This is a genomic window from Phycisphaeraceae bacterium (genome assembly GCA_019636735.1).
Classification (GTDB): domain Bacteria; phylum Planctomycetota; class Phycisphaerae; order Phycisphaerales; family SM1A02; genus VGXK01.
Window position 1 is genome coordinate 85,914 of sequence record JAHBWY010000002.1, and the last position, 16,349, is coordinate 102,262.

Annotated in this window: 10 protein-coding genes and 1 rRNA gene; 8 read left to right on the forward strand and 3 right to left on the reverse strand. The window is 63.2% G+C overall.

What is annotated here, in order from left to right; translation table 11 throughout:
• Window positions 1-46 precede the first annotated feature (46 nt).
• Window positions 47-799, forward strand: coding sequence for a biliverdin-producing heme oxygenase (locus KF724_02545; protein ID MBX3354559.1), 753 nt, complete (start codon window positions 47-49; stop codon window positions 797-799).
• 115 nt (window positions 800-914) lie between these two features.
• On the opposite strand, the gene KF724_02550 is transcribed toward KF724_02545, so the two are convergent.
• Window positions 915-1,496, reverse strand: coding sequence for a TetR/AcrR family transcriptional regulator (locus KF724_02550; protein ID MBX3354560.1), 582 nt, complete (start codon window positions 1,494-1,496; stop codon window positions 915-917).
• A 366-nt stretch (window positions 1,497-1,862) separates the two neighbouring features.
• On the opposite strand from KF724_02550, the gene KF724_02555 reads away from it, so the two are divergent.
• Both KF724_02555 and KF724_02560 read left to right on the forward strand, forming a co-directional pair.
• On the forward strand, window positions 1,863-2,564 hold the full coding sequence (locus KF724_02555) for an isoprenylcysteine carboxylmethyltransferase family protein (protein ID MBX3354561.1): 702 nt from the start codon (window positions 1,863-1,865) through the stop codon (window positions 2,562-2,564).
• A gap of 177 nt (window positions 2,565-2,741) precedes the next feature.
• Window positions 2,742-3,095, forward strand: a complete 354-nt coding sequence (locus tag KF724_02560) for a DUF1428 domain-containing protein (protein ID MBX3354562.1) — start codon at window positions 2,742-2,744, stop codon at window positions 3,093-3,095.
• 54 nt (window positions 3,096-3,149) lie between these two features.
• Here the strand turns inward: KF724_02560 and KF724_02565 are convergent, their stop codons facing one another.
• Entirely contained in the window at window positions 3,150-4,394 is a 1,245-nt protein-coding gene (locus tag KF724_02565; GenBank protein ID MBX3354563.1) for an HD domain-containing protein, read from the reverse strand.
• Between the two features lie 283 nt (window positions 4,395-4,677).
• On the opposite strand from KF724_02565, the gene KF724_02570 reads away from it, so the two are divergent.
• The 3 genes from KF724_02570 (at window position 4,678) to KF724_02580 (ending at window position 9,388) form a co-directional block, all read left to right on the forward strand.
• Window positions 4,678-5,736: a ComF family protein gene (locus KF724_02570; GenBank protein ID MBX3354564.1), complete on the forward strand. Its 1,059-nt coding sequence runs from the start codon at window positions 4,678-4,680 to the stop codon at window positions 5,734-5,736.
• A gap of 762 nt (window positions 5,737-6,498) precedes the next feature.
• Window positions 6,499-7,998, forward strand: a 16S ribosomal RNA gene (locus KF724_02575).
• Window positions 7,999-8,308: 310 nt separating this feature from the next.
• Window positions 8,309-9,388, forward strand: coding sequence for a hypothetical protein (locus tag KF724_02580; protein ID MBX3354565.1), 1,080 nt, complete (start codon window positions 8,309-8,311; stop codon window positions 9,386-9,388).
• Window positions 9,389-9,416: 28 nt separating this feature from the next.
• On the opposite strand, the gene KF724_02585 is transcribed toward KF724_02580, so the two are convergent.
• Complete coding sequence (locus tag KF724_02585; protein ID MBX3354566.1) at window positions 9,417-10,919, reverse strand: hypothetical protein; 1,503 nt, start codon at window positions 10,917-10,919, stop codon at window positions 9,417-9,419.
• A 196-nt stretch (window positions 10,920-11,115) separates the two neighbouring features.
• On the opposite strand from KF724_02585, the gene KF724_02590 reads away from it, so the two are divergent.
• The gene (locus tag KF724_02590; GenBank protein ID MBX3354567.1) at window positions 11,116-13,602 is read left to right on the forward strand and encodes a hypothetical protein; all 2,487 of its coding nucleotides are present in this window, start codon (window positions 11,116-11,118) and stop codon (window positions 13,600-13,602) included.
• A 71-nt stretch (window positions 13,603-13,673) separates the two neighbouring features.
• On the forward strand, window positions 13,674-16,268 hold the full coding sequence (locus KF724_02595) for an arylsulfatase (GenBank protein MBX3354568.1): 2,595 nt from the start codon (window positions 13,674-13,676) through the stop codon (window positions 16,266-16,268).
• Window positions 16,269-16,349: the final 81 nt, after the last annotated feature.

Sequence of the window (16,349 nt, forward strand, 5' to 3'; positions counted from 1 at the left end):
CGGCAGTTGACTTCAAGGGGGCAAGTGTTGAGAATAAGTCTCAACAATGAGCCACGCATCCACCCCTGGCGCTCCGGCGCCGCATCGAGTCAATGGACCTGAATCGCACGGTGCCGCCCACGCTGCCTCCACCGCACCGGCCACGCTCTCGGCGCGGCTTCGAGAGGCGACGGCCGAGCAGCACACCCGCGCGGAGAAGCACGGCGTCCAGCAGGCTCTCGTGCGCGGCAAGGCTGAGCCGAGGCTCTATGCGGCATGGCTTTGCGCCATGCGAGGCCTGCATGAACCCTTCGAGGCACGGCTTGACGCGGCGCGACGCCTTCCCGGTTTTGCCGCAGTGATCGAGGATCATCACTTCCGCGTCTCCAACATCGATGAGGACCTCGACGCGCTTGCCGTCATCATGCGGCAGTCCGGTGCGGAGGCGAATGCCACGGGGCGATCGGGCCTTCCCGGTCCGCGCTCGCAAGCGGCGTGGGCGGCCATCGACGCCATGATCGAGATCGACCCGGCGCTCGTGATCGGACCGTTCTATGTCCTCGAAGGCAGCACCAATGGCGGTCGCTTCATTGCGCAGGCGATTCGTCGAGCACTGCCGCTGCCTCCCAATGCCGGCACGCGCTATCTCGATCCCCACGGCGATCTCATTCGCGAGCGCTGGGCGCGCACGAAGGCGGCCATCGACGCGCTGCCGCTGACGCCGTCACAGCACGATGGCATCGTGGCTGCGGCGCAGAAGACCTTCGACATGGTGACCACGCTGATGGACGAGCTCGACGGAGCTCCCGCGGCCGGCTGATCGCAGGGGTGGCGTCTCTTTTCACCCAGCGTGGAAACGCGTCAAGTGCCGGCGGAACGCCCACGCGCGCCGGCACAGTCGCTGTATCAATGCTGGGTCTTGTGCCAGACAGACGCTAGCCAGCGGACTTCGCCAGTGCTCGATCGAGAATCGCCTCGGTCATGCTTCGTGCGGATTCGGCCGCATCCAGTTCGCCACCCACATGCCGTGCGGCAATCGCGCCACCGAAGATCAGCATGATCTGCCGGGTCAGCTTCGCGGGGTCCGCCAATCCGAGATCGGTGATGCACTTGTGCACGATCTCCGCAATGTGATCGCCGTGGGCGGCTGCGGCGCGGTGAATCGGGTCATTCTGGAGAGGGAACTCGGTCGCCGCGTTCATGAAGAGACAGCCTCGGAAGCCGGGGTCTCGCAGCATTCGGTCGAGAACTTCAAAGAGCGCGAGCAACCGCTTCCTGGGATCGCGCCCCCCAAGCTCGTCCATGCACTTCACCATCTCAGCGAGGTCATCGCCGTCGCGCTTGTGGAGCACGGCCACGATCAGGTCGTCCTTGCTCTCGAAGTGCTTGTAGAACGCGGTCTTGGTGATCCCGACACGATGAAGGATCTGGTCGAGACCCACCGCCTGAAACCCCCGCTGATAGAAGAGGTCGACGGCTTCGTCGATCAGTCGCTCGCGTGTGGTCAAGGCGGCCATGGGCTCCTGAGGCATCGGACCGGGATTGGTTGACTTGAAGTCAACCCAGAATCGCGTGAAGTGCACCTCAAGTCAACTCGAGTGGCTCGGACACCATGGCATGATCGGGTTCGAACGCGTCGCATGATGTGACGCACCGCATCAACCTCTCACTCGGGAGCCCGACTCATGTCCGCCACTTCACTTCATACGCACTCGCAGTCAACCCCGATGAACTCGGCTGAGGAGCGCCTCGCAACGCGGCGATCTTCAGATCCTCGGTCCACACGCTTCGGCGACGATCCTCGGACCGGCGGCTGCCCGTTCTCGGCGTTCGCGCGGCGTGCCGCCGACTCGCGATCGCGCATCGGCACGCTTGCTTACGGCGTGGCCGCCTATCTTCTCTTCTTCGTCACCTTCCTCTACGCGATCGGCTTCGTGGGAAACTGGGGTGTGGCGAAGTCGATCGACGCCGGTACTCCCGGAGCGATCGGGCCGTCGCTGTTGATCAACGCGCTCCTGCTCACGATCTTCGTGGTGCAGCACACGATCATGGCGCGCCCCGCGTTCAAGCGCTGGTGGACCACGGTCATTCCCGCAGCGATCGAGCGCAGCACCTTCGTGATTGCCGCGAGCCTGTCGCTGCTGGCGGTCTTTCTCTTCTGGCAGCCCCTTCCGCAGACGGTCTGGTCGGTGGAGCACCCGCTGGCGGCAGGCACGCTGGTGGCGCTCTCCCTGGCAGGGTGGGGCCTTGTGCTCGTCAGTTCGTTCGTGATCAATCACTTTGACCTCTTCGGGCTTCGCCAGGTCTGGCTGCGCTTTATGGGGCGGTCACCATCGCCCGTGGGATTCCGGCTGCGGGGGCCCTATCGCCTCGTTCGTCATCCACTGATGGTCGGCTTTCTCGTGGCCTTCTGGGCGACGCCTCACATGAGCGTCGGTCATCTCTTCTTCGCGATCATGACGAGCGGGTACATCTTCATGGGCATCTGGTTTGAAGAGCGTGACCTCGTTGCGGAGCACGGCGAGGATTACCTCGACTATCGGCGTCGAGTGCGGGCGCTTCTTCCGATTCCGCGTCGTGCGTGAGCGCGCGCGGCGCGTGGGGCGGCACGGCAGGCTTCGTCGCGAGTGGTTCGAGTCGATCTCGTACACTCGCGTCGAATCTCGCCGATCGCAAGAGGCGCGAAGTCACACTTCAAGCGGGCGCGTGTCGGACATGGGCTCCGACGCATCGCCGCTGAGCTTCCCCCGAAGGAGACAGGCATGGCTTATGTCGATGGATTCGTCCTCCCCGTCCAGAAGAAGCACCTCGCGGCGTACAAGAAGCTCGCCCGTATCTTCGGAGCGATCTGCCGGGAGAACGGTGTCCAGGAGTACTTCGAGTGCGTCGCCGAGGATCTCTCCTCGCCCGTCGGAGTGCCCTTCGACAAGCTGCTCAAGTTGAAGAAGGGCGAGACCGCCATCTTCTCGTGGGTCATCTTCAAGTCGAAGGCGCACCGGAACAAGGTGCATGCCGCGCTGATGCGCGATCCGCGCATGACGAAGGGACCGAAGGTCATGCCCTTTGACATGAAGCGGATGAGCTGGGGCGGGTTTGCGCCGATCATCAAGATGTGAGCGTCCGGCGATCTCGTTGGCGGAGCGTGGTCGCCCGGCGGCGTGGAAACGCGCTCAAGTTCCAGCGGCCGGCTCGCCTTCGGGCGCCGGGGCGTGCTGCGCCCGCACCTCGTTGAAGAGTTCTTCGACGCGGTCGAACGCGGCCACCACCTCGGGGTCGAATTGCGTGCCTGAGCCTTCGCGGATGAGGGCCGCGGCCTTTTCATGCGGCATCGCGGGCTTGTAGACCCGGGCACTGGTCAGGGCGTCGTAGACATCGGCGACCGACACGATCCGTGCGGCAAGGGGAATTCGGCTGCCCGCAAGGCCGTTCGGGTAGCCCTTGCCATCCCATCGCTCATGGTGACATGCGGCGATGTCGGCACTCATCTCGAGCAGTTTGTCGCCGCCGTGTTTGCGGAGAATCGAGTCGAGCGCGCGATAGCCGAGGTCGGGGTGTCGCTCGATGATGTGTCGCTCCTCGGGATCGAGACGGCCGGGCTTGAGCAGCACCGCGTCGGGGATCCCGACCTTGCCGATGTCATGCATTGAACTCGCCAGGCGAAGGCGCTCGATCCAGGCGGCATCGATCTCCGGGAACCTCGACTGCAGCGGCCCGCAGAGGAGCTCGCAATAGGCGCTGATGCGATCGAGATGAGCGCCCGTGTCGCTGTCCCTGTACTCCGCGATCTTGGCAAGACCGAAGATGAGCGTGTTCCTCGCGATCATTTCCACGCGACGCCGCTCCGCCTGCTCCCGAAGTGTCGATTGCACCCATCGGCGCACCTCGCCCGCGGCCAGCGCACAGACGATGCCGAACAGGGCGATGCTGAAGGCATAGGAGAAGTGAAAGAGCCCGATCTCCGATTGAACGGCGGCTCCACCTTCGGCGAGGGTCGCGCTGGTGGCCCACGCGAAGGCAGTCAACACGGCATGTCCAACCGCTCCGATGGATCCAGCCAGCACGCAGAGCAGGGGGCGCAGCCTCAGAATGGCCAGTGCGCACACCATGCCGTAGAGGAGAATCGTCGGCGCACTCAAGCCTTCGACCAGCCCAAGAGGCGTGGTCAACTGCATGATGAGAATGATGGCGGTCGGCGCCAGCGCCTCGACCACCATCGATCCGTACCAGACGCGAGTTCGTACGAGCCGACCTTCCCGATCGGCCCGACCGGCCGCTGCGAGTGTTCCCAGTTCGACCGCGATGACGACGCCCACCACGATCAGGATGGAGATGAGGGCGGTGCCCTCGACCACGCCCGAGCCCAGCAGGTCCCTGAGAATCACCATCGCGGCGAGCGCCAACAGCACGCCGATCATGACAATCGCGCGATGCTCCTCACTCCGCTGGATGACCCGGCGGAACTCGGCGGTCTCGTCTTGGTGGTCGAAGAGGTTCGTACGGGAACTCCACGCCGCAGCCGTGCGGTGGGGTGAGGATACAGCGGGCGCCCTGCGAGCCGCGGCGCGTCGAGCGGACCTCGGTCGAAGGAAAGACGGGCTCCCGGTAGCGTCGATCTCCGCAGAGCCGTTAGGTTCCTGATCGCCGCAGATCGTGAGCGATCGGGGCGTGATGCGGCATCGGCGGGATGGAGTTCAACCAATGTGGTCCGGGCTGGCCTTGCAACTTCAGGAGATCGAGCAGCTTCTCTTCGGGGAGGCGCGGGGCACCGATCAACCACGCGAAGGCCCGCTCGCGCTGGAGCGCGAGGGAGCGTCGTCGCAAGGGCTGCTCTCCGCCGACGCCGATGCCATTGGAGATTGGTGTCTCCAGTGTGGTCGCACGATCGGGCGAAGTCTTCGGGAACAGGGCGAGGCTCGGAGGCCAATCCACCAACACGGCGTGCTCACACAGGGATGCAACAACCGCACGAAGGTGCCTCTATGCGACGAATGTGCGATCGGCTTCGACGGCTCCGCCCGTTCCGACGCAGAGTTGCCCACTGGGGCTCCCGGAAGCCAAGATCCCTTTCCGCTCGTTCGCCTTGGCGCGTACGGCGGGCAACTCCGGCAAGCGATCCTGCAAACGAAGCATGGTCACAGGCCGGAACTCGCGTCGCGCATCGGCGCGGCGCTCGGGTGCCAGTGGATCCGAACCATCGACACCCTTCGAGCTGCTGGCGCATGCCCGCAGGGCTTCGCTGGTCCGCTGGTCCAGCCGATTCCGATGCCGCTCTTGCGCAGATGGGAACGAGGCGTGGATCACGCTCGCCTGCTGGCAAAGGCGTTTGCCCAATCGACTCAATTGAAGGCAGTCTCGCTGCTTCGCCAGGAGTGGCGGCCGCCTCAGGTGCGCGGTCAGCGGGCGACACGCCTCGAGTCGGCAATCGCCAGAGGCGCCACTCCCGCGTGGGCGTGGTTGATACAGCGCCGCTGGGGAGTCCCGCTCGGCTCACCTCGGCCCGGTCAAGCGGTCATCCTCGTGGACGATGTGCGGACGACCGGTGCAACACTTCGGAGTGCGGCTGGAGTGCTGGCGCGCATGGGGTTCGGGCCAATCGGGGCTGCGGTGGTTGCGGTTTCACGCGATGAGCATCAGAGATCGGCTCCAGAGGACGCTTCGGGCGCCTCTGGAAATCCGGGTCGATCGAAGAAGAACTCCACCCGGGCCGTACTTGGATCGGATGACAACTCGGGTGCCGGGCCGCAATTCCCTGACTGAACCGTGGGCCACCATCACGGTTCACGCCGGCAGTCACCGTCGCGAAACCACGGGGGCCGGTCCAGACCGCAAGGGCGGGTACCGTTCGCGTGGGTGGGTACCGTTCCCGGGGGTGAGGTGACGCGGCTCCAAGACGCTACTGGAGCTGGTGTTGTGGCCGATGATCGGCTCCGTCCATCTCGCTCCCGGCAGACCGCCGACGCTTGGCTTCGCCCGCCGAGTTGCTCGGCGTCGACAGGGCGAGGAGTCGTGTCCCTCGGCCAGCCGGTTCTCCGCCTCGCCACGGCTTTGCCGGAATTCGGGTTCACACCCCTTGACAGCCTGCGTAAAGTCGCTATCCTCTCTCCTCCGCCTCTGGCCTTCAGCGGCGGGTTGTACTGCCGCCTTCGCTCGTCGGACACTCTCCGGCGCCCGAAGTCCGCAGGATCTCTTTGACAAGTGAACAGTTGGGAACGCCGCGAGGATGTGGCGGTCCGTCAGTGTGCTCACGGCACATTGGCGGCCGAAGCACGACGACTGTCACAGCAGTCGTCACCAACATCCTCCGTGAGACCAGATAGAAATGGTCAATTCTGCGAGACCGTCTCGGCTCCGCTTGTCGGAGTCGGTCACGGATGTTGGAAACACCGGTGGAACTAGCCGTCCACCGGCATCGCGATCGCAGTCGCGATGAGACCGGCCTGAGTCGACGCATCGCGTCGCATTCAGGTCGCCAGGAATCATCGAAGCATTCACGGACTTCGGTCCGTGTCGCAACGAACTCAATTGAAGAGTTTGATCCTGGCTCAGATTGAACGCTGGCGGCATGGCTAAAACATGCAAGTCGAACGCCTGGAGCAATCCAGGAGTGGCGAAAGGGCGAGGAATAGATTCCTACGTACCCCGAGGTCGGGGATACCCCGGAGAAATCCGGATCAATACCCGATGATGTCGAGGCATTGACATGCTTCGATCAAAGGTTTACTGCCTTGGGCGCGGGGAATCTCCTATCAGCTAGTTGGTGAGGTAATGGCTCACCAAGGCGAAGACGGGTAGCGGGTGTGAGAGCACGGCCCGCCGCATCGAGACTGAGACACTGCTCGGACTCCTACGGGAGGCTGCAGTAACGAATCTTCCGCAATGCGCGAAAGCGTGACGGGGCAATGCCGCGTGGTTGACGAAGCCCTTCGGGGTGTAAAGACCTGTCAGGGTTCAGGAACACAATGACCAGACCCAAAGGAAGAGCCGGCTAACTCTGTGCCAGCAGCCGCGGTAATACAGAGGGCTCGAGCGTTAATCGGAATCACTGGGCTTAAAGCGTGCGTAGGCGGATGCAAAGGCACCTTGTGAAATACCTCGGCTCAACCGAGGAATTGCTTGGTGAACCATGCATCTTGAGGCAGGTAGGGGTGGCTGGAACGATAGGTGGAGCGGTGAAATGCGTAGATATCTATCGGAACGCCAAAGGAGAAGTCAGGCCACTGGGCCTGTCCTGACGCTGAGGCACGAAAGCGTGGGGAGCAAACGGGATTAGATACCCCGGTAGTCCACGCCGTAAACGATGCGCACTAGGTCGGGGAGGCTTTCACGCCCTCCCGGCCGAAGCAAAAGTGTTAAGTGCGCCGCCTGGGGAGTACGGTCGCAAGGCTAAAACTCAAAGGAATTGACGGGGGCTCACACAAGCGGTGGAGCATGTGGCTCAATTCGAAGCAACGCGAAGAACCTTACCTGGGTTTGACATATACGGATTAACTCCCGGAAACGGGAGCCACACCCTTTGGGTGGAACGTGAACAGGTGCTGCATGGCTGTCGTCAGCTCGTGCTGTGAAGTGTCGGGTTAAGTCCCTCAACGAGCGAAACCCCTGTCGCTAGTTGCTAACAGGTAATGCTGAGTACTCTAGCGAGACCGCCGGTGTCAAACCGGAGGAAGGTGGGGATGACGTCAAGTCCTCATGGCCTTTATGCCCAGGGCTGCACACGTGCTACAATGGCGCCGACAGAACGATGCAAGACCGTAAGGTGGAGCAAACCGCTCAAAAGGCGCCCCAGTTCGGATTGGAGGCTGCAATTCGCCTCCATGAAGTCGGAATCGCTAGTAATCGCGGATCAGCTACGCCGCGGTGAATATGTTCCTGAGCCTTGTACACACCGCCCGTCAAGTCATGGGAGCTGGCAGTGCCCGAAGTCGCCTCGATTCAGGGGTGCCCACGGCAAGGCTGGTGACTGGGACTAAGTCGTAACAAGGTAGCCGTAGGGGAACCTGCGGCTGGATCACCTCCTTTCTAAGGGAATCACTTAGACGAGCGCCCGGAGAGATCCGGGACTTGAAATCGTGAACGCGTCCTCGCCCGAGTGTCGCTCGTCGACTCTCGGATAGCCGTGCGGTAACGCACGGCGAAGGCACCCAACTGTTCCTTGAATAGATGCAGCCGCCGCACCGCTGTTTCAGTGGTGCGGCGGTTGTGCTTTTGCGTCCGGCGAATGCCAGGGGTTACGCTGATGAAGCACGGGTCCGCTCGGGACGGGTTCCTTCCAAGAGGAACTCCAGTCGGATCGCTCCTCCTCGCAACTCGAAGGCAAGAGTACACGACAATGCATCGACCGACTCGCTTGATCGTGACGGGGTTGGCCGGAGCAGGGCTGTGGACTGCTGGTTGCCAGGTCCTCGGTCCCACTTCCGTCTCTGCGGGACGGAGTGCCTACAACGAAGTGATCGCACGCACGAACGCAGAGCAACTTCTGCTCACCCTCGTTCGCATGCGCTACGGGGATCCGATTGGGCTTCTTTCGGTGACCAGCGTGACGGCATCACTGAAGTTCAGCGCAACGGCAGGCGCCCAGTTCGGCGTGGGCCCACAGTCGAACTACTCGGGCAATCTTGTGCCACTGAGCGCCGGAGTCAGCTACGAGGACAATCCCACCATCAGCTATGTCCCCGTGACCGGACAGGCATTTCTCAAGGACTGGCTCAGCCCCATGTCGCTCGAACTGCTCGTCCTGCTCCTCGACGGAGGCGTGGACGATGCCACTCTTGTTCCGTGGCTCGTGGCAGGGATGAATGACTTGCAATCACCTGGCCGCGGTGGTCGCGACGGCTTTCTCGACGCAGCCAGACTTCTTGTTCAGCTTCATCGCGCCGGGGTGATCTTCTGGGGACGGCAACAAGGCTCGAGCGACTCGTTCGAACTCTCGATCCGGGAGGGCGACGAAGCCCACCGCGTCCAGATCGACGAGCTTTTGCGACTGCTCGACATCCGGCGTCCGCAACCATCCGCGAGCGGAGTCCTTCGCGTTCCCCTGGTGACTGGCCTGCGACAAGCGGGCGATCCAGCACTCGCCATTCGCACGAACTCAATGGCCCAACTCCTCGTCGCCTCGGCCTCGGCGATTGAAGTCCCACCAGAGCATGTCGAGGCAGGAGTCGTGGCTCCAACCACGATTCACGCCAGCGCTGAGTCCACCTTCGGGCAAGTCAACATCAAGTCGGGGCGAGACGCCCCACGGCAGGCCGTCATTGCGGTGCAGCATCGCGGATGGTGGTTCTGGATTGACGACACCGACCTCGAAAGCAAGCGTCACTTCCAGCGACTGGAGATGCTCTTCCTCATGCGCCTGGCGGAGGGCGAGAGGGGCTCGCAGACCGCTCCCGTGCTCACGATTCCAGTGAGCTGATCAGCGCGAAGTGTCGCCCGCTGCCGAATCAGAACGAGAAGCCCACTCCGAGGACTGGTCCTTGCAGCACGCCGTCGAAGCGGAAGCCTTGGGTGCCGTTCTCCTCGTACTGGATGCCGAGCGCTCGATAGCCCGCCACGACATTCAGCCATGGAAGCGGCACCCACTGGATGCCACCCTGCACGCACCAGGAGTTGTTCCGGCTCTGGAAGCCGCCCGCGTCGCCGCGGCACCAGAAGCGGAGTTCATTGTTCACGGCGAGCCCGATGCGCCCTCCGATGATGCCGTCGACCCACTCGTAGCGTGAGTTGGTGCTCACGATCGCGGGCAGGATCCCAAACTTGTCCGGCGTGAATGCCAGGGTCTGGTCGTACTGGAGGTTGTAGTACCTCGCACCCCCGATGAGATCGAACTGGAGCACAGGAAACACTCGGGATGCCATCGACGACATCGGCTGATCAAGCCCCGCAAAGATGTGCTGCTCGCCAATGGGGCGGCCCAACTCCCAGTCGAGCAGACGATAGCCACCGCCGAACTCGGCAATCTGCAGAGTCATGCTCGCCTCGACATAGTTCAACTCAGGGCCCGGCTTCAGAGCGGCGAGCCCCGCGATGATGGCCGCCTGAATCTGCTGGTCCTTCTCGGCGAAGTTCAGCTTGGCCGCGTCGTAGGCGTTGCCGACGAGCGCGCGAAGATCCGCCTCTGTCCGCGTCTCGGCACTCTGAAGCGCCTCGTTGATGCGACGAAGAGTCTCCTGGACCCGCGGATCCAGTCGATTTAGAGCGAGCTGCGCCAGAATCTTGCGTTGCTCCGGGGAGAGAGACTCGAGAGCCTGCTTGATGTTCGTGTCGAACTGCGCCAGCGCTTCGTTGACCCTGTCAATCCGGGCCTGCGCGTCCTTGATCCGGCTATCGACCTGCTGCACGAGCAGGTCTTTCGTCTTCGCGAGGTCACCCTCGGTCTGAACGAGCGCACGCGTGAACTGCGACGCAAACGGCCCGTTGCCAAAGCTGGGATCCCGCGCCGAGATCTGCGAGAGGAGCTGGGGAACATCGGCACTGGTCAGCAGCGGCTCGTAGACATCCACCGTCTGGCTCAGCCGCATGTAGTTGTAGTCGCTGAAGAAGAACGCCCGCCGGTACCCGATCTCGAGGTGCAGCATCAGGGCGAAGTCGAGATCCTTGATGATGTCCCGGAACGGAATGTCGAACGAAGTGCTCACGCCCTTCTGTGCGATGGTTGCATCAACGCTGGCGGCCCAGAGGTAGGGCGTAATGTCGATCCACCAATCGCGTGAGTTCTCGGAGAGCCGATCATCGGTTGAAGCGCCAGGGAGGGCAGCCGAGCCCGAGTCACTCATCGACGGCGCTTCGATCACCGCAGGTGAACTTGAAGAAATCGGCGGTGCCGACTGCTGATCGGTGCCATCGCTATGTGCAGCAACGGGAGTGGCTGCGGCCAGGACCGCAGCACAGAGCCGGGCAGGGGCGGAGCTTGAGACAGAGCCACGATTGAGGCGCAAGGACTTCACAGGATGTCTCCATGGAGCAGCGCCAGTTGGCGCCTAGATTCTGCGAACGGTTCTCAGCGGTCCGCGAGCCGGTGTCACTGAGCAGTTGTGTTCATGAGAATATCCAAATGGATGCCGCACGGGTGTATGATCTCCGGCTGAGCAGCAGATGTTCCCCGCTCGACCGCGCCCTTCGAGTCTTCCAGGAGTTCCACTGATGATCCGCGCCGTGTTCCAGGGTTTGGGGGCGATCGATCGCCTTCGCGGTGTCGCGCACCGTGGGGTGGCGCTCCTCGTTGCGATGAGCGTCACGCTCTTCACCGCGCTCTTGTCTGGCGCTGCTGCCGCGGCTCCTGCTGCCCAACAGTCCGATGGCGGCGGTTCTGGCGTCTTCGCGGTCGACCCGGGGTGGCCTCGCACTTTCACGAAGGATGGCACAACCCTTGTCATTCACCAGCCGCAGGTTGACGCGTGGCAGAACCACGACCGGATCAAGTTCCGCTGCGTGGTGGAAGTGACCCTTGCCGGAACCGATCAGCCACAGCTTGGAGTCGTCGCCGTGCAGGCGAACACGCATGTGCGCGAGCTCCTCCAGCAGGTGGTCCTCCGCGACATCCAGGTGGTGGCCGTTCGCTTTCCAGATCTTCCGCCCGAGCAGGCGGCGGCGCTGAAGGCCGTGGTCATGGACATGCTCCCCAATCAGAACTCGCTGACCATCGCGCTCCAGCGCGTGACGGCGAGCCTGCACGATCAGGCGATGCCGCAGGGGGTGCCGCTCAATCTCAATCCGCCGCCGATCTTCTTTAGCGCGACTCCCGCGGTGCTCGTCAACTCCATTGGGCCGCTGCAGTTCAAGCCGCTCGGATCGGCTCCGATCATGTGGGCCGTCAACACCAACTGGGTGTTGTTGCTCGATGTGAACTCGTCGCTCTACTACCTGCTCGTCGGCAAGTCATGGCTTCAGGCGCCGGATCCGGTGAATGGTCCGTGGACCGCGGCGGGCACGCTCCCCGCGAGCTTCTCGCAGATTCCCACCAACGATCAATGGCAGGATGTCGTTGCGGCGGTCCCCGGTCAGCCCATGTCCACGGTACCGACGGTGTTCACGAGCACGGAGCCGGCGGAGTTGATCCTGACCAATGGACCGCCGTCCTGCTCGCCCATCACCGGCACGAGTCTGATGTATGTGACGAACCCGGAGCAGCCTGTCTTCCTTCAGGTGAGCACGCAGACCTACTACTACCTCGTCGCCGGCCGCTGGTTCAGCGCTCCGTCGCTGAGCGGTCCGTGGTCGGCAGCGTCGGCGAACCTGCCGGCCGACTTTGCGCGCATTCCCGAGAGCAGTCCGATGGCATTCGTGCTGCCTTCGGTGCCCGGAACCGCCGAAGCGAAGGATGCAATCCTGATTGCACAGGTTCCAAAGAAGGCGACGATCAACATCGAAGGCACCACCGTCAATGTGCAGTACGACGGAGCGCCGAAGTTTGCGCCCATCCAGGGCACCTCGATGCAGTACGCGGTGAACACGGCGTACCAGGTGGTCAATGCGAACAATCAGTTCTACTGCTGCCACAACGGCGTCTGGTTCGTGGCGCCGGCGGCGACCGGACCGTGGACGGTCTGCACCGCGGTGCCGTCGGTGATCTATACGATTCCGCCGACCAGCCCCGTCTACAACACCACCTATGTCAAGGTGTACAGCGCGACGCCGTCAACGGTGACCGTGGGCTACACCGAGGGATACAACGGCGCCTATGTCGCCGCCACCGGCGCGCTCATGTTCGGCGCAGGAATGCTCGTGGGGGCGGCCATCGCCGACGACGGCTGCTGCTGGCACGGCTGCTATCCCTGCTACTACTCGTATGGCTGTGCGCCGTACTGGCATGGCGGTTACTGCGGCTACTACAGCGCGGGCGGATATGCCTACGGACCCAACGGTGGCGCCGGCTGGCACGCAGGGTACAACCCGTCAACGGGCAACTACTACCGTGGCGGCGCCGTCGCGACTCCATACGGAGCGCGCTGGGGCGGCCAGGCCTACAGCCCGTGGACCAACACCTACGGCGCGCACACGGGCGGAACCAACGGCTACCAGTCGTGGGGCCACAGCTATGTGCAGCAAGGCAGCAACTGGGCGGAGGCCGGCCATGAGTCGACGGCTCGCGGCGGCGTGGGGTACGCGGAGAACTCATCCGGCGGTTGGGCCGAGGGTGTGCACAGCAATCGCACCGACTCGTCGTTTGCGCAGACGAGCAGCGGCAACATGTACGCCGGCCACGACGGCAATGTCTACAAGAACACCGGCGACGGCTGGGAGAGCTACAACAACGGAAGCTGGAATCAGGTGCAGAAGCCTTCGTCGGGCTGGCCGAGCCAGTCGAGTCAGGCAACACAGGCCAGCCAGCAGTGGCAGCAGAAGTCGCAGCAGGCGCAGAGCGAGTGGAAGAACAATTTCAACAGCAGCAATCTCCAGAGCCACTGGGACAGCGCGAGTTCCTCGGGTGGGGGACTTTCCGGATGGCAGAGCCACGATCAGCAGAACTCACTGAACCGTGACTCATGGTCGCGCAACTTCGGCAACGGAGGAAGCAGCGGCTGGGGCGGTGATCGTTCGAGCGGCGGCTGGGGTGGCGGCGACCACTCGTTCGGAGGTGGCGGCTTCGGTCAGCGATTCGGTGGCGGCTTCGGACGGTTCCGGAGATAGATCTTCATCAATCACGATGGGCGACCCCTGAGACACGCCGCCCACTTGACGACGCACTCGTGTCTCGAGAGATGAGCAAGCTCAGTATGGTCCGTTTCCTCCTTGGAGGTCTGGTTGGTTCGATCGCATTGACCATGGCCGGCGCGGCGGCATCGCCTCAGGGTGTGGAGACCACCGGCACTCCGGGATCCCCCGGTGCCACGACCACGATCGACGGGAAGCAGCTTCCACCGCCCGCGCCGCCGTTCGGTGGCGTGATCAAGGATGATGCGCTTCAGTCGACGCCATGGTGGCCGCCGCGCGTGGTGCCTCCCGAGGGTGCGCCGAACATCCTGTTGATTCTGACCGATGACTCGGGCTTCGGCGTGCCGAGCACCTTTGGCGGCGTGATCCCGACGCCGACCATGGACCGCATCGCCGCCAACGGACTGCGCTACAACCGCATCATGTCCACCTCGCTGTGCTCGCCGACGCGTGCCGCGCTCATCACGGGGCGCAACCATCACTCGGTCGGCTTCGGAGTGATCTCCGAGCAGGCCACCGGGTTCCCCGGCTACGACAGCATCATCGGCGTGGACAATGCGACCATCGGCCGCATTCTGCGCGACAATGGGTACGCGACCTCTTGGTTCGGCAAGAACCACAACACGCCGACCTATCAGGCCAGTCAGGTCGGGCCGTTCACGCAGTGGCCGACCGGCATGGGCTTCGACTACTTCTATGGGTTCGTCGGCGGCGACGCGAATCAGTGGGGGCCGAACCTCTTCCGAAACACGACGCAGATCTATCCATGGATCGGCAAGGAGGGCACTCTGAAGATGGATCGCTCAGATCCAAAGGCGGAGATCTGGCCGGTCACCGGCAAGGAGCCTTCCTGGAACCTGATCACCGCGATGGCCGACGATGCGATCGACTGGATGTACCGCATCCACCAGACCGATCCGCGCCAGCCGATCTTCATCCACTATTGCCCTGGCGCCACACACGCGCCGCATCATCCGACGAAGGAGTGGGTGGACCGGATCAGCGCGATGCACCTGTTTGATGATGGCTACGAGAAGCTCCGAGAGCGCATCTTCGAGAACCAGAAGAAGCTCGGCGTCATTCCGCCCGACCAGGAGCTGACGCCGTGGCCGAGCGAGATGCTCCAGCCGTGGGACACGCTCTCACCCGAGCAGAAGAAGCTCTACATTCGGCAGGTTGAGGTGTTCGCCGCCTATGTCGCCTACAGCGACTACGAGATTGGTCGTGTCATCCAGGCGTTCGAAGACCTGGGCAAGCTGGACAACACACTGATCATCTACCAGAACGGCGACAACGGCACGAGCGCCGAGGGCGGTCCTGAAGGCACATTCAGCGAGGTCGCGTTCTTCAATGGCGTCCGACCGCCGGTGGATGTGCAGATGAAGTACTACGACGCGTGGGGCACGGAGTTCACCTACAACCACATGTCCGCGGGGTGGTCGTGGGCATTCGACACCCCCTTCGATTGGTTCAAGCAGAACGCCAATCGGCTGGGCGGCATCAATCAGAGCATGGTGATCCAGTGGCCGGCGCGCATCAAGGACAAGGGCGGCCTGCGCGAGCAGTTCATGCATGTGATCGACCATGTGCCGACGATTCTCGAAGTGACGGGCATCGCCGCCCCGGAATTTGTTGATGGCATCAAGCAAAAGCCCATCGAGGGAACGAGCTATGCCTACACCTTCGACGCCGCCAACGCCAAGGCGCCGTCCCGCCACACGACGCAGTACTTCGAAATGATGGGTCAGTACGCCCTGTATCACGACGGCTGGCTGCTCAGCACCAAGCCGGGCCGCGCGCCGTGGGATGCCTTCAGCCCAGCCAACCCGGACCCGCTCAACAACCAGGTCTTTCAGCTCTATGACCTGTCCAAGAGCTGGAACCAATCGGACGACATCGCCGCACAACACCCTGACAAGGTCGCAGCGATGCGAAGGATGTTCGTCGAGGAGGCCAGGAAGCATCAGGTCTTCCCGCTCGACGCGTCGGTCGCCGCCCGGGTTGCGGCCCCGCGACCGAGCCTCACGGCCGGTCGGACCGAGCTGGTCTACACGCGGCCGATGACCGGGACCCCTCAGGGCGATGCGCCGTTCCTGCTCAACACCTCGTACACCATCACCGCGGATATCACCGTGCCGGAAGGTGGCGCCGAGGGCATGATCGCGACCTCCGGCGGGCGGTTCGCGGGCTGGGGCTTCTATCTGCTCAAGGGCAAGCCGGTGTTCTGCTGGAACCTGCTCAACCTCGAGTGGATCAAGTGGGAAGCTCCGGAAGCACTCGCGCCGGGGCGGCATACGCTTGTCTTTGACTTCGACTACAACGGACTTGGTCTCGGCACGCTGGCGTTCAACAACTTCTCCGGCGTGGGCCGGCCGGGCACGGGCACGCTGAGCGTGGATGGCAAGGTCGTCGCCACGAAGAAGATGGAGCGCACGCTCCCGATGATCCTGCAGTGGGACGAGAGCTTCGACATTGGCTCCGATACCATCACAGGGATCAACGACGCCGACTATCTGCCGCCGTTCCCGTTGACCGCCAGGCTCAACAAACTGACCATCGGGATCGACCGGCCGCAGTTGTCGCCGGAGGCCATCAAGGAACTCGAGGATGGCATGAAGAAGCTGGAGATGGGTCGCGAATGACGCCCCCTGGCGCGCGAGTCACGAATGTGAGGGGCGCTTGAGCGCACTCGCTGTTGCATGGGCCGCGCTTGCGCTCGCCGC